Raw genomic sequence first — 17,932 nt, 5'->3', positions numbered from 1 at the left:
TGCCTCAGACAAGTAGCAATCCCTGTTCGCGGAGTTTTGCCCAGGCAGGAGATTGCATAAAGGCCGAAAAACTACCTGCCTGCCCGGCTTCGTAAAGCGCCTTTAAGGTACTCACCGAGCAGGGTTCCTGCTGCCTTAGAGAAAGTAAAGGAAGCGTATCGGCTAGCCACTGGCCGGTTTCGACGTTTGTTTCGAGCAGCCAATGTCCCTGTTTACTGTAAAACTCCAGCTCGGCCATCCGAACGACCTTTCGGCCCTGCTGTAATTCGAAAATCTCAAGGGTAGGCAGATTTCCCGGCCAGATCACAAGCGCGTTTGAGCGGGGTTCTTTGCCCGGCTGTTGGCTAATGGCCTTTTCAATGTAGCGGGGTGGTATGGACGTAACCGGAATTTTAAACGAGAACCACTTTTGCAGGGGTAAATCAAACCCTACGTCGTGCATGTAATTGAACAGCGATTTTCGTAATCCTTCGGCGAACAGGTCGTGGTCGGCCCCCGTGGGGTCGGCGTGTTCCAGGTCGTTGTCTGCAAAAACATCCAGTCGGTTTCCCGGCTCAGCGGGCCCGATGCGCATCACGTCGAACCCGGCGGGGTCAACGCCAACCGGGCTGTGGGCAGTCATGGCAAAGCGATGCCAGAAACCCGACTGAACAATGCCGTTCATGAACAACTGCCGTACCATTTCCAGCGAGTCGATGGTTTCCTGCATGGTTTGCGTCGGGAAGCCGTACATAAGGTAAGCGTGTACCATAATACCGGCCTGCGTAAAGGCATCGGCTACGCGGGCCACCTGAGCAACGGTTACGCCTTTTTTCATTCGTTCCAGCAGGCGGTCTGAGGCTACTTCCAGGCCGCCCGACACGGCAATGCAGCCCGAGGCTTTCAATAAAGTACATAAATCGGGCGTGAAGCTTACCTCAAACCGAATATTTGTCCACCAGGTGACAGTAAGTTTCCGGCGAAGAATTTCCAGCGCCAGGTCGCGCATGAGGGCGGGTGGGGCCGCTTCATCCACAAAGTGGAACCCGGTCTGTCCGGTCTGTTCGATGATTTCTTCAATTCGATCGCATAGCAGCGAAGCGGTTACGGGTTCGTACCGTTTGATGTAGTCGAGCGTTATATCACAGAAAGAACATTTGCCCCAGTAGCAACCGTGGGCCAGCGTTAGTTTGTTCCAGCGGCCGTCGCTCCAGAGCCGGTGCATGGGGTTGACAACTTCAATGACCGACAGGTAATCATGCAGTGGTAAATCGCGATAATTGGGCGTGCCCGTTTCTCGCTGGGGTACGTCTTTTTCGGAGGCACCGTTGTAATACGTGACAACGCCATTGGTCCGCGCAAACACGCGTTTCAATTGCGCTAAGTCCCGCCGACCGGACAGGTGTTCAAGTAATGTCAGCAGTGGAGCTTCGCCATCGTCGAGGCAGATGAAGTCAACATAATCAAAGACGCGGGGCTCCGTCAGGGAGCGCAGTTCTGTGTTGGCATACCCCCCGCCCATCACAACTTTTACGTTAGGATGATGCTCTTTGAGGTAATTGCCGCACGTCAGGGCACCAAACAGATTGCCGGGAAAGGGTACAGTCAGGCAGACGGCGGTGGGGCGAAATTGCTGAATCTTCTGTTCCAGCAGCTCGACCAGCCGTGACGAAACCCAGGTATAAGGCGCCTGGAGGGCGTCGTGTAACTCATCGAAATGGGTGGCAGACCGCCCCAGCCGTTCAGCATACCGGCTGAAGCCAAAATGAGGATCTACGGCTTCCTGAATTAAATCGCTCAGGTCTTCGAGGTAGAGCGTGGCCAAATGGCGGGCTTTATCATGCAGGCCCATCGTCCCGAAAGCCCAGTCCAGTTCTTCCAGTTGCGCAAATCGGGACGCTTCGGGAAGGTACGTCCGGTCACAAATGCTATGGGCCAGGGTAGGGTTTTTGTTCTGCAAAAACCGAATTACGGGATCTATTGTGCTGATGTAATCATGCTGCAACTGACAGATGCGGTAGCTGTTATCAGACAACTCGGCATCGGCTGCGTCGAGTTGGGCAAACAGAGCGGACAAGCCTTTTGCCGAGAACAAAGCCAGGATCACCTCAATACCCAAATCAGCCTGATAGGCGCTAATGTCCTTTGTCTGTAAAAATCCCTTTAAATAAGCCGTTGCCGGATAGGGGGTATTTAATTGCGTAAAGGGCGGTGTAATGAGTAAGATTGTCTGGTCCACGGGCGTATTAAGTCAAGGATAAGGCCTTAACTTCTCCTGAGAAGGCATAACCTCCGGGTTTCGGCAATGGTTCGGACAGGTATGGCTCACTCAGTGATTCCACGTTAGACTAGTGGTGCTGAAGTCAATTGTACGGCGTCCCTGGGCGTAAAACTCAACGATGACAGTCATTTTCTGCGCCTTCTTCATCTGCGAGATCAACTTCGCGGCATCATCGAAAAATATGATGTTGGCTCGGCCATTTTCAGCAGCTGAAAAGGTATAATTTCGGGCCTGTTTGTCATCGAACGCGATACGCGCATTGCCCCCCTGAAAGGTTCGGTTAAATTGTCCTCTGGATATTTCGAGATAGAGAAACGTATCGTCATTCTTATGCCGTATTGTCAGCGTAGCGACCGAACCACCCGCGTAGGGAAAAGAGAATTCCAGCGGAGTTGGCGAGGTGACTGATGCCTTATATACCTTGCTCCCCGACTTATCGACTTTCGTTTCGTACACCCATTTACCGGCAGGAGGTAACGGGTTGGCTTCGGAAGCCGACTTGGGCAAAGACGCTTGCCCAGGTGTTTCTGATAGATTCAATGCCGTAATAGGAAGCGCGTCTACTCTCGATGCAGCGGTCGACTTTCCAGAGCCGTTCAGGAACATCAGCAGGCTGCTCAGGTAAACTAAGGATTTCATGATCGTTGTTGAGTCAGCCACTAAATAAAGAATTGAATGAGGGTTGAGGTATAGGGTAAGTAAGTCAAACGCCATACCCTGGAGATATGGCGCTTGACTTACTTACCCTACTATCAAAGGTTTCGTTCGCAAACTCGCTTAATGCACCCGGAGTTTCTGGCCGGGCCGGATACGCGACCGGGACGACATGTGGTTCTTACGCGACAACGATGCAACCGACATGCCATACCGGTCAGCAATGGAGCTTAAGGTTTCGCCGGAACGGACGCGGTGCAATACCGTACGTTTGAACTTGGGCTTGTAGCTGTTATCCGATGAGCGGCTTCCACGCAGGTAATCCCAAACAGACCCTGTCAGCAGAAAGTGATCGGAGTTGATTTTGTTTTCCGGGAACGAATAGATGTTCAAAGGGCTAAACGGGTTGCCTTCATACCGGGTCTCGAAATGAAGGTGAGGGCCCGAACTACGTCCAGTGCTACCGCCCAGGCCCAGCTGGTCACCTGCTTTGACCAATTGCCCTTGCTCAACGGTTTGTTTAGACATGTGCCCATACAGCGTTTCGAGACCGTTGTAATGGCGAACCAGCACATAACGGCCATAGCCGTTGCCATCCCAGCCAACAATACGAACAATGCCGTCGAAGGCAGAGTAAACCGGGTTACCTGTTTCCAGGTCAAGGTCCGTTCCGGTATGCCAGCGTCCCCAGCGATACCCAAAGTTCGAGGTCATTTTTCCTTCGTTCAGCGGGGGCGACCAAAACCGGTTGGCAGGAGGGTCGTACAGCTTGATGTCAATGGCTTCGTCAAACTCGAGGGGATTAATGTTATAAGGGTCGATGGTGCGGGAATCCCAAACGGCGTAATAATCCGCTATTTTAACCCATTCGGTACCAACCAGCACGGAATCAATAACTTCAACAACACTGGTTTCACCCTGATCAATCTGACTGGTATCTTCACTGACAACCGGGTTTAATTCCTTTTTCGGCTCAAACTGGTTGTTGAAGCGCAGTTGTGTTGCCTCCTGTTCAAATTGGTCGTCCGCTTTTTGCGGCTGTTCGACGACCGGAAGATTTGGGTTCGAGCCCGTTTTTGGCGTAATGCGCAGGTTATTTTTAAATCGCCCGCGCTCCTGGGCCTGTGTCGTTACGGTCAAACACAAGCACCCGATAGCTAAAAGCCACCGTGTAGCGGTTTCTCTCATTGTACGTAAATAAGTTCGCCAGTTATTGATTATCCGTTATTGGTCATTAACCAATAACGGATAATCAATAACTAACGACTGGTTTTTTAATGAACAATTTCTTCACCCTGCATTTCCAGCGTGACCAGATAACGTTCGGCGTCCAGGGCGGCCATACAGCCCGTTCCGGCTGCGGTTACTGCCTGGCGGTAGATGTTATCCTGCGCGTCACCACAGGCAAACACACCGGGTATGTTGGTTCGGGTACTGCCTTTTTCGGTGATAATGTATCCATTCTCATCCAGCTCAAGGTAGTCCTGAAAAATATCGGTATTGGGTTTGTGACCGATAGCGACAAAGAAGCCGGTCACGTCAAGAATTCGTTCTTCGCCTGTTTCGCTGTTCTTCACCCGAACCCCCGTCACGTCTTCATCACCCAGCACCTCTTCGGTAGAGGTATTGTATAGGATTTCGATGTTATGAGCCGTTTTAACGCGCTTCTGCATGAATTGCGAAGCCCGCATTTCGTCCCGGCGAACCAGCATATAAACTTTCCGGCAAATGTTGGCTAAGTAGCTCGCTTCTTCGGCCGCTGTATCACCGGCACCGACGATGGCTACGTCCTGACCCCGGAAAAAGAATCCATCGCAGACAGCGCAAGCCGACACGCCCCGGCCATTAAGCCGCATCTCGGAGGGGAGTCCAAGCCATTTGGCCGATGCCCCCGTCGAGATAATGATGGAGTCGGCAGTAATCTCGTGTTTGTCGTCAACGATGGCCCGGTGGGGAGTATCGAGGGTCGGGTTCGCTGAGAAAACGACCTGCGTAACCATACCGTACCGAATATCTGTACCGAACCGACGGGCCTGAGCCTCAAGGTCCTGCATCATTTGCGGACCCTGTACGCCGTTGGGGTAACCGGGGAAGTTATCTACTTCTGTCGTGATGGTGAGCTGGCCACCGGGTTGCCCACCCTGGTATAAAACGGGTTGGACGTTGGCACGGGCTGCATAAATTGCGGCTGTGTAACCGGCCGGGCCAGAACCTATAATAAGGCACTTTACATGTTCGGAAGTCATTGCAATGGGAGCGAAGTCGTCTGGTAACTAAAAAATAATCTCCCTCAAAAAGCGGGAGTATTTTGACAACATACACAAAATTGAAAAAAATCCCTCGGAAAGCAAAGAGAAGAAGAATGAAGAAAGATGTATGATGTATTGCTGGCGCAAGATCCTATATCATACATCATACATCCCTCTTAAAGTACTCTCCAGTCGATCCGACGGTTTAGTCTTCTGTTTTCGTCGGTGGTGTTGGGTACCAGCGGGCGGGTTTTGCCATACCCGACTGCTTTGATCCGGTTTGACTGGATGCCCGCTTTCGTGAGGTAGGTGACGACCGCTTGTGCCCGTTTCTGGGATAAAGACAGGTTGGCGGCTGCATCGCCTTTGTCGTCGGTATGCCCCGATATTTCAACGCTTACGGTTGGATTGGCCTGCATAAATACCGAAAGACGGTCCAGTTCAGTGCGTGATTTTTCTGCCAAGTCATACCGGCCAGATTCAAAAAATAGGTTGTTCAGCGTTTCATTTGCCGAGGCTCCCGTTGTTACTGGTTCCAGCGGTACGCTCAGTGTCAGGCCTTCCCCTTTGGTTTTCTGGGTAAAGTCGAAAGACAGACTTTTAAATAAGTAGCCAGGAACACTTACATAAAGTGCATACTCACCCCCACTGGGCAGCACGGCCGTATACTGACCCGTTTGGGCATCTGCCTTTACCTGCGAGACAATCTGATTGGTTCTCAAATCCACCAGCTCAACGGTAGCGGCCAGTGGTTTCTTTGTTTTGGCATCGGCAACGGTTCCCTTTAAAAAGCTCACGGGCCGCACGCGCTCCCGCAACGACTCCGGCAAATCGAACGTGTACAGGCGTGATTTTTGCGAAATGCCATCCTTCTGCTCCTCAAATGAATAATAGGCCCGTATGCCGTTGGCAGTTACAAAGAGCGATGCCTGATCTTCCGATGTGTTGATCGGGTAGCCTAAGTTCGTAGGCGTCGACCAGCCCGATGGGCCATTATCGGCCACAAACAGATCGTACCCGCCCAGGCCAATATGACCTTCTGACGCGAAAAACAAACTCTGCCCGTTCGCGTGAAGAAAGGGCGATGCCTCATTGGCACTGGTGTTGACCGGCTCGCCCAGATTGACCGGCTCGGTCCAGCTGCCATCGGTACTCAGGGTGCTCCGCCAGATATCACGCCGTCCCTTGCCCCCCGGACGATCCGACACAAAATACAGTTGGCGTCCGTCGGCCGATAAAGCGGGCTGGGATTCATAATAGCGTGAGTTTATGGAAGGTCCCAGGTTATCCGGACTCGACCAGTCGCTACCCGTTTTGCGGCTCACGTACAAATCGCAGCTGCCAAACCCTTTCCGGCCCTGGCAGGCCGTGAAAACCAGCGTTCGTCCATCGGCAGACAGGCTGGCTGTGCCTTCGTTCTCGGGCGTATTGATGCTCGCTGCCAGTGATACCGGCGGAGACCAGGTTTCGCCGTTGAACGTGGCCGTCATCAGGTCTTCATCACCCTCGGGTTTAAGGGCGGTAAAAACAAGGGTCTGTTCATCGGCCGTGAGCACCGGGAAGTATTGGGAGGGCGTCGTTTGCAGGACGGAAGACAACGGTTTAGGGTCAACGGCCTGCGGATGCTGCATGGCCTCCAGACCAAAGCGGGCCGTTTCAAGCTGGTGGGCAATCCGTTTTCCCTGTGCGGATTGGGGAGCAAAAAGTGTCTGGTATTTTTCCAGAAAAGGGAGTGCCTCACTGTAGCGGCCTAATCGGAGCAGCGTATTGCTCAGCGATTGGTAAGCCGCCCCGGAAACTGGACTGTCGGGCTGGAGTTTAATGGCGTTTCGATAAGCCGAAAGCGCGGGTTCATACTGCCGGGTGAACTCATAAAGCTGTCCCAGCTTGATATAGGCATCCGTGAAATCAGGGTCCTGTTTGATGGCCTGTTCCATAAACGGAATTGCTTCTCTGGCCTTACGTTCGCCAAAAAGTTTAATCGACTGAGCATACAGTTCCTTTGCCTTCGTCGATTGGGCGAAGAGCGGAGGGCAGAGGGTAACCAGTAGCGCAAAAACAGGCAGTCGCTTAAGCCAGTACGCAATGCCCATCGCCCATAAACCTTTCAGGGAATATCCAGAAACTTGTGTGTCTGCAACGAAATTTGCCATTGCGGATGATCTTTTACGTAATCAACGATGCGAGGCAGCATTTCATTGGAGCGACCCCATTCGGATTGCAAAAAGAGTTTACAGTCGGGTCGTAAATAAGGTACGAACGACTCGGCAAACGCAAAATCAGATTGGTTATAGATGATTACTTTCAGCTCGTCGGCTTTCTCGTAGATCGCTGGGTTTGGCTTCTTGAATTTCTTGGGTGAGAAGCAGATCCAGTCCCATGAGCCCGTTACGTTCTGGCAAACACCAGATGTTTCGATGTTTGTCCTGAAGCCAGCCGATTGCAGGGCTGCGGTAAGCTCCGTCAGGTCATGCATGAGGGGTTCGCCACCCGTAATAACTGCCATCCGGCCGGGGTATTGGAGAGCACCCTGCACCAGCCCATTGATCGACTGTTTTGGATGAGCGTCGGCATCCCACGATTCTTTTACATCGCACCAGTGGCAGCCTACATCGCAGCCCCCGAGCCGGATAAAATAGGCAGCCCGACCCGTGTGCGCTCCTTCTCCCTGAAGCGTGTAAAACGCTTCCATTACGGGCAGCGCGGTTGTCGACGGGTTATCTGTTCGTTTAGTTTGTTGTTCCTGTGTCAAAAGCATAGTGCAAAGATAGGGAGTTGGTGGGTAGTGCTAAACGATTTTGAAAAGTTATCCCATCTCCTCTATCTTTGCGGCATGATTTCCCAACGGACTACCCATTCTCCTTTTCGACATCGTCGACATCATCGTGGCCTTTAAGCCAATGTGTTGGACGATCAACAGGTCCTTCCCCGTTTTCACGTACTTTTGTTGTCCTAATCAATTCCTGTTTCTGGTGCCTGTTTCGGAAACGAATGGCGTCATGAGCTGTATGACACACAGCATACAACACCCATTATCCATCAAGTAATGTCCTCTGTATTACGTATTGCACTGCAAAAATCCGGTCGGCTGAGCGAAGATTCGTACCAGCTGTTTAAAGAATGTGGTATTCGATTCGACTACGGCACCGGTAAGCTTAAATCTGTTTCATCGAATTTTCCGGCTGAGTTTCTGTTTCTGCGCGACGACGATATTCCCGGCTACGTGGAAGATGGCGTGGCTGATCTGGGTATCGTTGGTGAGAATGTAGCCGTTGAAACGGGTCGACCGGTAACGACGGTACATAAGTTAGGTTTCTCCAAATGCCGTTTGTCCATTGCCATACCGCGTGGTACGGAGTGGTCTGGTATTCAGGATTTGGATGGTAAAAACATTGCTACCTCGTACCCTAACCTGTTGGGTCACTACCTGGCCGGAGAAGGGGTGAAGGCTGAAATCCATGAAATCAGCGGTTCGGTAGAGATTGCGCCCAGCATTGGTCTGGCCGAAGCCGTCTGCGATATTGTCAGCTCCGGAAGCACACTTCTCAGCAACGGTCTGAAGGAAGTCGAGACGATATTTCGTTCGGAAGCGATCCTCATTGCCCGTCCGGAACTTGATCCGGGTAAACAGGCGTTGGTCGATAAGCTGCTGTTCCGGATCAAGTCGGTGCAGGCGGCAAAAAATAATAAATACATCGTGCTGAATGCGCCAAACAACGCACTCGACCAGATTACGGCCTTACTCCCCGGCATGAAAAGCCCAACGGTAACGCCCCTGGCCACCGAGGGATGGAGTTCGGTTCATTCGGTGTTGAACGAGAATGAATTCTGGGAAAACATTGAAGCCATCCGGGCCGCCGGTGCCGAGGGTATTCTGGTTATTCCCATTGAAAAAATGATATATTAAAAAAGGAGCGAGGAGTGAGGAGGGCTGACGCAAAAACACTACTGGCGTCAGCCCTCCTCACTCCCAATACTCCCCCCTCATTCCTAAAAACATGAATATCATTCCTTTTCCCGATCGTGCTGAGTGGCCTGCGTTGCTGGCTCGCCCGGTGCAGTCGACACAACAGATTGAAGCGGTAGTTGCGCCCATTCTTGCCCAGGTTCGCGCCGGGCGCGATGCCGCTTTGGCCGAACTGGCTCTGAAATTTGATAAAGTCGACCTGTCGGCGGAGGGGATGGAGGTGCCAGTTTCGGAACTTGATGCCGCCGAAAGTCAGCTGAGCGACGAGTTGAAGACGGCCATTAAACAAGCCTACCAGAACATCCGGACCTTTCACGAGCGGCAAAAGCAGCCGATCGAGAAAGTCGAGACCATGCCGGGAGTCGTTTGCTGGCGCAAAAGCGTTGGCATCGAAAAAGTGGGTCTGTATATCCCGGGCGGCACTGCGCCCCTGTTCAGTACGGTGCTTATGCTGGGCATTCCGGCCCAACTGGCGGGTTGCCGCGAGGTGGTTCTCTGCACGCCCAGTAATCACCCGGCCATTTATTTTGCGGCCAAACTCGTTGGCATCACGAAGGTATTTCGGATTGGGGGGGCACAGGCCATTGCAGCCATGACCTATGGAACGGAGTCGGTACCGCAGGTCTACAAGATTTTTGGTCCCGGCAACCAGTATGTGACGGCGGCTAAGATGCTGGTTGCTAAAGAAGGAATGGCAATCGACATGCCCGCCGGACCCAGCGAAGTGGCTGTTTATGCCGACGATACAGCGGTGCCGTCGTTCGTTGCCGCCGACTTGCTCTCGCAGGCCGAACACGGCGCTGATAGCCAGGTGCTGCTGGTATCGACCAGTAAAAAACTCGTGTCGATGGTCAATCTGGTGTTACCCACACAGTTGAGCAAGCTGCCGCGTCGGGATCTGGCCGCCAAAGCGCTGGAAAACAGCAAAGCGATTCTGGTTGAAAATGAAGCAGAAGCCGTTGACCTATTAAACGCTTATGCCGCCGAACACCTGATCCTGAGCGTTGCCAATGCCGAAGCCGTCGCGGAAAAAATCATCAATGCAGGGTCTATTTTCCTGGGTAACTACACGCCCGAATCGGCCGGGGATTATGCGTCGGGTACCAATCATACCTTGCCAACCAACGGATTTGCCCGAGCGTATAGTGGGGTATCGCTGGATAGTTTCGTGAAGAAGATCACCATTCAGCACATCAGCCCGGAAGGTATTCAGAACCTCGGCCCGGTCGTGGAGGCCATGGCCGAAGCCGAATCCCTCGACGCCCACAAACGGGCCGTAAGCCTGCGAATGGCAAGCCTGTCCGAAGTAAATCCGGTTTGATGTTGTTATTTTGCTGGCTAAACGGATAAAAAGAATGAGCCAGCTGGGTGGTCTGGCTAGTATCCTTTTGGAATTGATTTTATAAGCCTTCCTGACTCTGGTTCATGCTTGACCTTACCTCATGGCGCGCCGATACTCCCGGCGTTCAACACGTTAGTCATTTCAACAATGCCGGTGCTTCGCTTATGCCGCAGCCGGTTATCGACGCTATCTATCAACACATAAAGCTGGAAGCAGAGATGGGTGGCTACGAAGCCGCCGAAGTCAGGAAAGAAGCGATTCAGGGATTCTATACCGCCACCGCCGACTTGCTGAACACAACAGCGGAGCATATTGCCGCCACGGCCAATGCAACCGACTCGTATGCTCGCGCGCTATCGTCAATTCCCTTTCAACAGGGGGACGTGATTCTCACCACCACCAACGATTACGTATCCAACCAGATCGCTTTTCTGTCGCTAAAAAAACGGTTCGGTATAGAAATCGTCCGGGCGGCTGACGAAGGCAACGGTGGCGTGTCGGTGGATGATATGGCCAATAAAATCAAGTCGCTTCATCCCCGGCTGGTGGCCGTAACGCAGGTGCCAACAAACTCCGGTCTGGTGCAGCCGGTCGAAGCCATTGGGGAGCTTTGCCAGGAACAGGACGTACTTTATCTGGTCGATGCCTGCCAGTCGGTAGGGCAGTTGCCCGTGGATGTGAGTCGTATTCACTGCGATTTTCTAACCGCTACCTGCCGTAAATTTTTGCGGGGACCGCGTGGCATGGGCTTTCTCTACGTATCGGAAAAGGCGCTGGCGGCTAACATGGCTCCCCTGTTCGTTGATTTGCACGGGGCAGAATGGGAGTCGGCCGATACCTTTCGGCTGGAGCCGACAGCCAGGCGCTTTGAGGATTGGGAGTTTCCGTATGCACTGGTCCTGGGCGCTGCCGAAGCCCATCGTTACGCGCTTAACGTTGGTCTGGATGCGATTGCCGAACGAAATGCTGCTTTGTGCGCCACTTTACGTACGCAACTAAGCCAGTTACCGGGTGTTCGATTGCTGGACGAAGGCACACAGCTTTCCAGTATCATTATCTTGTATAGTGAACAGAAAACGGCTGCTGATTTAAAATCGGCTTTGGCGGGCAAGCGCATCAATACGTCGGTTAGTACGCACGGGGCCGCTATTTTGGATTACACCCGAAAAGGCATGTTAACGGCGGCCCTGCGCATTTCGCCCCATTATTTCAATACCGACGAAGAAGTGGCCCTTCTGGTCGACACTCTGCACCACGCACTCGAATGAAACACCTCGCCGACTTGCTGCTGCTGGGCGACCCGCGCCTGTACGAAACCTGCGAACCCGTTCTCGAATCGGAATTGCCGCTTGTGGCGAGCTGGGTGGCAGATTTACACAATGTCATGGAAGAGATTCGGGCCAAATACCAGTTTGGCCGTGGCATTGCAGCGCCCCAGCTTGGCATCATGAAACGGCTGGTTTATCTGAATGTCGACCGTCCGCAGGTTATCATTAACCCCGAACTGGTGGTGCTGAGTGACGAAACCGACGAACTCTGGGACGATTGTATGAGCTTCCCAAACCTGCTGGTACGGGTACGGCGGCATAAAAAACTCACGATAACCTACCGCGACGAACACTGGCAGAACCACACCTGGGATGTGACCGACTGGCGCATCGCCGAACTGATCCAGCACGAATACGACCACCTGAACGGAGTTCTCTGTACCATGCGGGCCATCGACGAACGGGCTTTTCAGTGGCGTCCTACCCCCGGTACTGATCTGTAAATACCATGATTTCCCGACAAATGCTTCGCTACGAAGCCCTTTCTGTAACGGACGCCCCCCGTTTATCCGAAGTTGCTATTCGGGCTTATTGCGATCATTACCTGCATTTATGGCACGACGGTGGGGCCTGGTACCTGGCCCGTTCATTCACGCCCGAAGCGCTGACCCAGGAGCTGCTTGATACGAATGCCCGCTTTTACCTGATCTATCTGCACGAAAAACCGGTTGGCTTCCTGAAGCTAAATCTGCTCAAGTCATCGCCTTGTGAGCCTTCACTGGATGCCCTTGAGCTGGAGCGGATTTACCTGCAAAAAACAGCCACTGGGAAAGGCATAGGTACCCGAATCGTACAATTCGTGATTGAGAACGCCCGGCAGATGGGCCGGCAGGTTGTCTGGCTCAAAGCCATGGAAAGCAGCCTCGATGCCATCGCATTTTACGAGCGGATGGGCTTCGTCCTATGCGGTACATCCAGGCTGTCGTTCGAGGTAATGCGGGAAGAATACCGGCCTATGGTAACCATGCAGCAGATGCTTTGAGCAGGGTATCCGACCGACAAAGCTTACGTAAATTCCTTCAACGAAACGGGCTGGGTGGCGAAGAGTAGGGGAAGCTTCACCTGAAACCAGCCTTCATGTTCCTGAATAATGGGCTGCTGCTGATTGAGGAGCTGATATTTCACCGTAATATTAGAGAGCCCCACCCCGTTCGATTCAACGCGCAGCGTTTTGCGCTGCAGGCTGTTTTCGACAACCAGCATCTTATCCGGGGTGGTACAAATCCGGATCTTTAACGGCTTCTGTGCGATAATTACGTTGTGTTTTACCGCATTCTCGACCAGCAACTGTAACGTCAGGGGAGGCAAAAGAGCTTCCTGATACGCTTCATCGACGTCAATGTCTAAACTGACGGAGCAGCCAAAGCGGGTTTTGAGCAGATGGAAGTAGGACGAGATAAAGCGTAGCTCAATGTTTAGCGTTGTCAGTTCATGTTCATTACTGCGGAGCAGGTACCGGTACACTTTAGATAATTCATCGACAAACTCACCCGCCTGCCGGGGGTCTTCGTCGATCAGGGACGAAAGCGTATTCAGTCCATTGAAGAGAAAATGAGGGTTTATCTGACTCTGTAAAGCCCGCATCTGCATTTCTGTTTTTTCCTGATGCATCCGTTGAAGGGCCAGATCGGCTTCCAGGTATTCCCGACGGTGCTGTTCGCGTTCGCGCTCCAGATCCTTTTCCACCACAGCCTTATTGACAGCTTCCCGCCGGTGCCGGTAGGAGATACCCAACGCAAAAAAGATCAGGTCCAGCACCACTCCCGTCTGAACATACAGATCAGGGTGTTGCCAGAACAACAACTGCTGGTTAAGATCCGGGGAGCGTAGCAGCAGCAGGGTCGTAATGGAATGATTGAGGAGTAATGAGGCCGTTCCGGCAACGAAAAATCGGGCCACCATATCTGTCGACCTGAAGAACGAGTAGACAATATAACTCCCAACGCCCAACAGCGCAAAGCGCACCGGCTGAAGCAGAATCTGGTGCACCGGCGACTGCCAGAAATCCGTGAATAGGTAGATGTACGTTTTGATGACACAGTACCCAACCAGCAGGCCCTGAACTACCGTTACCCAGCGGAGAAACTTAGGGCGCTCGCGAAGATTGAGGAAGATCTTGGCTAATTCAAGGTAGAGAATGTAGCCCGAATACGAGAGGAGTAGTTTCTCAAAATTAGCAATGTTCAGGGGCTGGCTGAAATGATTGATCGTAAAGTAGATCGCCCAGGTTATGGTGTATAATGAATAAATACCGTAGATGCGCTCCCGGTACATGAACCACTGCACCGTGTTTGTCAGCAGCATTGCCAGGACCATACCCAGAAAGAGCGGAGACAGAGCTTCGTAGGTCATTGATCGGATAAAAGGGTCTCAAGAGGATAAGCAAATATATAGAAATCAACCAGTTTTAATTTAATCTCTCTATTTAGTGGAGAGTACACTTTATGAGCGGCATTTTTTAAGGGTAAACACACCCTGTTAGCCCATAGTATCACTTCACAAGGTTCCCATCGCATTTCACACGGCTCTTTCTACGATTCAGGCAGGCGGTGCTGGTCCCCCCCCGGCCTGCATCGTAGGTTTGTATCGTTCCTCAAAAAAAAACAGAAACAACTTATCAATCATGCAAACGATTACCCGATTATCCCTAGTAGCCCTTGCTATCTCCCTCTCGTTTGGTCCTGCTTCGGCACAACAGCCCGTTCGACGAACAGCTACTAAACCAGCGGTTAAGCCGGCCACGACGGTCGCCCGGACGTCGGCAGGGCAGACTAAAAAAATGACGACAGCGCCCACAGCAGCGCCAGTCGCCAAGGCGGATGCACAGCCATCCGCAACGGTGGAAAAACCGGCTCCTGCACCCGTGGCAACCCGTCAAACAGAATCCAGGTCGCAGGCGGTGGTACCGTCGTCATCCCAAAGCGGCCCGGCCGCACCGGTGAAAGCGAACGGTGACAAGCATGTTTACGTAAATGCCGGTGTTGGTCTGGCAACGTATTACGGTGGCGGGTTGCCGCTGGGTATTTCGGCCGAAGTTGACTTAAAGAACAACGTATCGGTAGGCGGCTCTATCGACTATTTCCGCTATAACTATGGTTACTACTCGGGTGGCTATACGTTTATCTATGCCGGTGGTCGAGTGTCGTACCACCTGGGCGACGCGCTTAGAGTGGAGAATTCGAACTTCGACCCCTATATCGGGGCCTCACTGGGTTTCCGTCATGCCAAGTATCGTGATTCGTACGGCTATAGTTACAGCGATTACGGCAGTGGCTATAACAGCGGTATATGGCTTGGAATTCATGCCGGTGCGCGCTATTTGTTCAGCCCGAAGATCGGTGCATTTGCCGAGGTAGGCTATGGCGTTTCGGCGCTCAAGTTGGGCCTCACCGCGAAGTTCTAAATACTGACGAACCCATGGCCGGGTCTATCGGCCCGGTCGCAAATCAATCTCAACCGGGCCGGTCTCCGGTCTGATCTCTTCCTCTTTTTAATTGATCACAACAACTACTCATGAACCATCAATTCAACATTCGCTTTTCGGCCCTGCTCATCCTGCTGGTGGCCACATTAGTAACGGCCTGTAAGAAAGGCGATAATGTCGTCCCATCGCCCGATTTAGGGGCACAGGTAGCCGGGACGTATACCTACTCCGAGATCAAAACCGGTGGTAAAACCTATCCGGCCAGTGATACCAATCTGAAGGGAACCATTGAACTAACCCGGCAAACAGCTACTACGGTGGCTATTCAACTGGCTATCGTTCACAAAGCCACAAACGAAGCCTTTGCCGATGATGCCGCCGAGGATGTAGCTGTTGTCGATTCTGGCAGTGGAACTATCGAACTGCACTACAACGGAAATACGATCGCAAAAATTAAAGGTACTAAAATTAGTATTGAAGGGGAGGATGATGCCGGAACGGAATTTACTCTCTTTGCAATGAAGTGAATTTACTCAGGCTCCTCCTAAAAAGGGAGGAGTCTGGTGTTTTTGCGTTGTCAGGATGCTGTACGTAAACACCTATAGAGACGGGCTGATCGCCCAAATCCGGAATAGGCAGGAGAGGTCTTAAATTAGTTGGTTGGCAGGAAGTAACGAAGCGATTTGCAGTATCTAAAAGGTGGGAACAAGCATTGGAACCCGCTGTTGGTATTGGATATACCGTCGGCCAAAGGTTTCGATCAACTTCTTTTCTTCGTAAAAAATACCAATTCGGATGTAGCCGAAAGCCGCCAGGCTAAACAGAATATGCTTCCAATAAGGTTGAAGGGCAATGAGTCCGGCCAGGCCAACGAGGGTACCCAGGTATAAAGGATGCCGGACATACCTGAACAATCCGCCTTCCTGCAACTGGTTATGGGTGGCCTCCGCATGATCGATAGGCCAGCCAATGAATTCGGCCAGGTCATATTTACGCAGGGTAACGAGGGTTATGAATGCCCCCACCGTTAGTAAGTAGCCGCCAATCCAAACGGAGCCTATCCACTCACCAACCGGCTCGGCGGGGGCCAAACGAAGGGTTTGTACAACAGGGATAAAGGTAAACAGGGCCAGTCCGTTGTATAGAAGCCGATAATACGACTGGGAGATGAACCGTAAACATAGATTCTTAAACCAGTTGGTGGCCGTAATACTATGAAAAGCGCCGAACAGTAACCAGCTTAAACATATCAGAAAGTAAGCAGTCATACGTAAACGAATTGAAGATCCAGACCGGGATAAGTTTCTGAGAAGAGCATGGTATAAACTAGTAAGTACTTGCTAAAGGCATAACAAAACAATTCATACGCTATTTTTCGCAGTTCAGACAGAAATTTTTACAGTTCATTCGATTTTATGCCATCAGTGAACAGCGTGAATGCCAAATTCGGTATTCATTTTATGATGGCCTACCGTACCAACTGGATAAATCGTCCTGCAGGGGTGATTCGCCGACCTCGTTTCTTCTCCAGATACGAGTGGCGGTATCATTTGTTGATGATGGTCCTGTTGTTTCCCGTTGGTAATTACTACCTCATCGGTCCACGCTACTTTACCGATCCGCTGGTGTTTGCGGTAGGAACGGGTCTGATAGTTGGGCTCTACTGGCTGTCTGTCGTTGCCTTAACACTTACCATCCGGGCGGTTATTGAGCGCTACCCGACGGCCAGCCAGACGTTGGTCAGGATGCTGGTTATGCTGGCAACCGTTATTACACTGACGGGCTTACTGGCCTGTCTGGATGTGTGGGTGTATAGCCTTGTGCCGCTAACAGGCACTCCGTTTACCTGGTCGGCCATGCAGCCAATTCTGGTGCTGGGTTTACTGTTTGGCATATTTCTGTGTATGGTGTTGGGGCTGGTGTATATGTACAGCCAATGGAACAATGACCTTCAGGAAGATGAAGAACTTCAGCGCGAGATTATCCAGCGGCAGTACGATTCGCTGAAAGGACAACTGAATCCGCATTTTCTGTTCAATGCCCTTAACTCTCTCTCGGTATTGATTAGTGAGGAGCCCAGCCAGGCAGAAGAGTTCGTTGACAAACTGGCCTCGGTGTATCGGTACATGCTGCAACCTGGCCGGCAGATGGATGCGGCATCCACCGGCGATCCGGGTGAGTTGGTGACCCTGCTGGCCGAGCTGGAGTTTATCGATTCCTATGCCGACCTTCTCCAGATACGCTATGGGAAGAGCCTTCAGATCAAGCGACCAGACCGGCAAAAAATACCCTTCACCGATTACCGTCTGCCACCTCTAACACTGCAAACCTTGATCGACAACGCCATCAAACACAATGGGATGTCGGCCGAAAAGCCGTTGGTTATTCGGATTGATGTAACACCTGAAGGCTGGCTGCAGGTAACCAACAACCGTCTGCGGAAGGTAATCCGGCTGGAGATGGGCGGCCCCGGCCTGAGTGGCTTAACGGCAAAGTACCGGCGGTTAAGTGAAAAATCGCCTGCCATCGAGTCGACAGACACCTACTATCGGGTGGCGTTGCCTTTGCTGTTTTCGGGCACCGGCTAATGGGCTTCCGCCTACAGTCCATCCCGCAATTATGCCAGTTGAGACAAGCCAGACGCGCCTTTTCTGACCCCTGACGTTATCTTTATTCGTTGTCCGAATTCCAGCCCATTGCCGCCTTCC

At 52.1% G+C, this 17,932-nt stretch carries 16 protein-coding genes; 8 read left to right on the top strand and 8 right to left on the bottom strand.

Annotated features, from left to right (window positions below; genetic code table 11):
* Positions 1 to 4: 4 nt before the first annotated feature.
* From ACYVJM_RS02800 to ACYVJM_RS02775, 6 genes are all read right to left on the bottom strand, one after another.
* On the bottom strand, positions 5 to 2,218 hold the full coding sequence (locus tag ACYVJM_RS02800; protein ID WP_461146680.1) for a B12-binding domain-containing radical SAM protein: 2,214 nt from the start codon (positions 2,216 to 2,218) through the stop codon (positions 5 to 7).
* Between the two features lie 90 nt (positions 2,219 to 2,308).
* Entirely contained in the window at positions 2,309 to 2,899 is a 591-nt protein-coding gene (locus ACYVJM_RS02795) for a hypothetical protein (protein WP_461146679.1), read from the bottom strand.
* Between the two features lie 138 nt (positions 2,900 to 3,037).
* A complete protein-coding gene (locus tag ACYVJM_RS02790) occupies positions 3,038 to 4,102 on the bottom strand; it encodes a peptidoglycan DD-metalloendopeptidase family protein (protein ID WP_461146678.1) in 1,065 nt (354 codons plus the stop codon).
* An 86-nt stretch (positions 4,103 to 4,188) separates the two neighbouring features.
* Positions 4,189 to 5,160 (bottom strand): thioredoxin-disulfide reductase, encoded by a 972-nt coding sequence (gene trxB / locus ACYVJM_RS02785; RefSeq protein WP_461146677.1) that lies wholly within the window; start codon positions 5,158 to 5,160, stop codon positions 4,189 to 4,191.
* A gap of 179 nt (positions 5,161 to 5,339) precedes the next feature.
* Positions 5,340 to 7,316 carry an OmpA family protein gene (locus ACYVJM_RS02780; RefSeq protein ID WP_461146676.1) on the bottom strand — a complete coding sequence of 659 codons (1,977 nt, stop codon included), beginning with the start codon at positions 7,314 to 7,316 and terminating at the stop codon, positions 5,340 to 5,342.
* Positions 7,271 to 7,921, bottom strand: a complete 651-nt coding sequence (locus ACYVJM_RS02775) for a 7-carboxy-7-deazaguanine synthase QueE (protein WP_461146675.1) — start codon at positions 7,919 to 7,921, stop codon at positions 7,271 to 7,273. The genes ACYVJM_RS02780 and ACYVJM_RS02775 overlap by 46 nt, the downstream gene beginning before the upstream one ends.
* A gap of 288 nt (positions 7,922 to 8,209) precedes the next feature.
* Here ACYVJM_RS02775 and hisG point away from each other — a divergent pair, with 288 nt between their 5' ends.
* The 5 genes from hisG to ACYVJM_RS02750 all read left to right on the top strand — a co-directional run bounded on the left by hisG (position 8,210) and on the right by ACYVJM_RS02750 (position 12,782).
* On the top strand, positions 8,210 to 9,070 hold the full coding sequence (hisG, locus tag ACYVJM_RS02770) for an ATP phosphoribosyltransferase (protein ID WP_461146674.1): 861 nt from the start codon (positions 8,210 to 8,212) through the stop codon (positions 9,068 to 9,070).
* A 91-nt stretch (positions 9,071 to 9,161) separates the two neighbouring features.
* Complete coding sequence (hisD, locus tag ACYVJM_RS02765) at positions 9,162 to 10,451, top strand: histidinol dehydrogenase (RefSeq protein ID WP_461146673.1); 1,290 nt, start codon at positions 9,162 to 9,164, stop codon at positions 10,449 to 10,451.
* Positions 10,452 to 10,555: 104 nt separating this feature from the next.
* A complete protein-coding gene (locus ACYVJM_RS02760) occupies positions 10,556 to 11,740 on the top strand; it encodes an aminotransferase class V-fold PLP-dependent enzyme (protein ID WP_461146672.1) in 1,185 nt (394 codons plus the stop codon).
* A complete protein-coding gene (locus ACYVJM_RS02755) occupies positions 11,737 to 12,243 on the top strand; it encodes a peptide deformylase (protein WP_461146671.1) in 507 nt (168 codons plus the stop codon). Before ACYVJM_RS02760 ends, ACYVJM_RS02755 begins: the two co-directional genes overlap by 4 nt.
* 5 nt (positions 12,244 to 12,248) lie before the next feature.
* Positions 12,249 to 12,782, top strand: a complete 534-nt coding sequence (locus tag ACYVJM_RS02750; protein ID WP_461146670.1) for a GNAT family N-acetyltransferase — start codon at positions 12,249 to 12,251, stop codon at positions 12,780 to 12,782.
* A 23-nt stretch (positions 12,783 to 12,805) separates the two neighbouring features.
* On the opposite strand, the gene ACYVJM_RS02745 is transcribed toward ACYVJM_RS02750, so the two are convergent.
* Positions 12,806 to 14,152, bottom strand: coding sequence for a sensor histidine kinase (locus tag ACYVJM_RS02745; RefSeq protein ID WP_461146669.1), 1,347 nt, complete (start codon positions 14,150 to 14,152; stop codon positions 12,806 to 12,808).
* 271 nt (positions 14,153 to 14,423) lie between these two features.
* Between ACYVJM_RS02745 and ACYVJM_RS02740 the strand changes: the two genes are divergently transcribed.
* Both ACYVJM_RS02740 and ACYVJM_RS02735 read left to right on the top strand, forming a co-directional pair.
* Entirely contained in the window at positions 14,424 to 15,203 is a 780-nt protein-coding gene (locus tag ACYVJM_RS02740) for a hypothetical protein (protein ID WP_461146668.1), read from the top strand.
* A 110-nt stretch (positions 15,204 to 15,313) separates the two neighbouring features.
* On the top strand, positions 15,314 to 15,751 hold the full coding sequence (locus ACYVJM_RS02735; protein ID WP_461146667.1) for a hypothetical protein: 438 nt from the start codon (positions 15,314 to 15,316) through the stop codon (positions 15,749 to 15,751).
* A gap of 165 nt (positions 15,752 to 15,916) precedes the next feature.
* Here ACYVJM_RS02735 and ACYVJM_RS02730 read toward each other — a convergent pair whose 3' ends face one another.
* Entirely contained in the window at positions 15,917 to 16,492 is a 576-nt protein-coding gene (locus ACYVJM_RS02730) for a methyltransferase family protein (protein ID WP_461146666.1), read from the bottom strand.
* Between the two features lie 147 nt (positions 16,493 to 16,639).
* Between ACYVJM_RS02730 and ACYVJM_RS02725 the strand changes: the two genes are divergently transcribed.
* The gene (locus ACYVJM_RS02725) at positions 16,640 to 17,812 is read left to right on the top strand and encodes a sensor histidine kinase (RefSeq protein WP_461146665.1); all 1,173 of its coding nucleotides are present in this window, start codon (positions 16,640 to 16,642) and stop codon (positions 17,810 to 17,812) included.
* Positions 17,813 to 17,932 lie beyond the last annotated feature (120 nt).

Source organism: Spirosoma pulveris (assembly GCF_054781875.1).
This window is presented reverse-complemented; position numbering and strand designations above follow the sequence as displayed.

What these genes read in the sequence shown, in the direction of transcription:
- ACYVJM_RS02795 (WP_461146679.1), bottom strand. Translation starts at nt 2,899, where the DNA reads ATGAAATCCTTAGTTTACCTGAGCAGCCTGCTGATGTTCCTGAACGGC.
- ACYVJM_RS02790 (WP_461146678.1), bottom strand. Translation starts at nt 4,102, where the DNA reads ATGAGAGAAACCGCTACACGGTGGCTTTTAGCTATCGGGTGCTTGTGT.
- trxB (WP_461146677.1), bottom strand. Translation starts at nt 5,160, where the DNA reads ATGACTTCCGAACATGTAAAGTGCCTTATTATAGGTTCTGGCCCGGCC.
- ACYVJM_RS02780 (WP_461146676.1), bottom strand. Translation starts at nt 7,316, where the DNA reads ATGGCAAATTTCGTTGCAGACACACAAGTTTCTGGATATTCCCTGAAA.
- ACYVJM_RS02775 (WP_461146675.1), bottom strand. Translation starts at nt 7,921, where the DNA reads ATGCTTTTGACACAGGAACAACAAACTAAACGAACAGATAACCCGTCG.
- hisG (WP_461146674.1), top strand. Translation starts at nt 8,210, where the DNA reads ATGTCCTCTGTATTACGTATTGCACTGCAAAAATCCGGTCGGCTGAGC.
- hisD (WP_461146673.1), top strand. Translation starts at nt 9,162, where the DNA reads ATGAATATCATTCCTTTTCCCGATCGTGCTGAGTGGCCTGCGTTGCTG.
- ACYVJM_RS02760 (WP_461146672.1), top strand. Translation starts at nt 10,556, where the DNA reads ATGCTTGACCTTACCTCATGGCGCGCCGATACTCCCGGCGTTCAACAC.
- ACYVJM_RS02755 (WP_461146671.1), top strand. Translation starts at nt 11,737, where the DNA reads ATGAAACACCTCGCCGACTTGCTGCTGCTGGGCGACCCGCGCCTGTAC.
- ACYVJM_RS02750 (WP_461146670.1), top strand. Translation starts at nt 12,249, where the DNA reads ATGATTTCCCGACAAATGCTTCGCTACGAAGCCCTTTCTGTAACGGAC.
- ACYVJM_RS02745 (WP_461146669.1), bottom strand. Translation starts at nt 14,152, where the DNA reads ATGACCTACGAAGCTCTGTCTCCGCTCTTTCTGGGTATGGTCCTGGCA.
- ACYVJM_RS02740 (WP_461146668.1), top strand. Translation starts at nt 14,424, where the DNA reads ATGCAAACGATTACCCGATTATCCCTAGTAGCCCTTGCTATCTCCCTC.
- ACYVJM_RS02735 (WP_461146667.1), top strand. Translation starts at nt 15,314, where the DNA reads ATGAACCATCAATTCAACATTCGCTTTTCGGCCCTGCTCATCCTGCTG.
- ACYVJM_RS02730 (WP_461146666.1), bottom strand. Translation starts at nt 16,492, where the DNA reads ATGACTGCTTACTTTCTGATATGTTTAAGCTGGTTACTGTTCGGCGCT.
- ACYVJM_RS02725 (WP_461146665.1), top strand. Translation starts at nt 16,640, where the DNA reads ATGCCATCAGTGAACAGCGTGAATGCCAAATTCGGTATTCATTTTATG.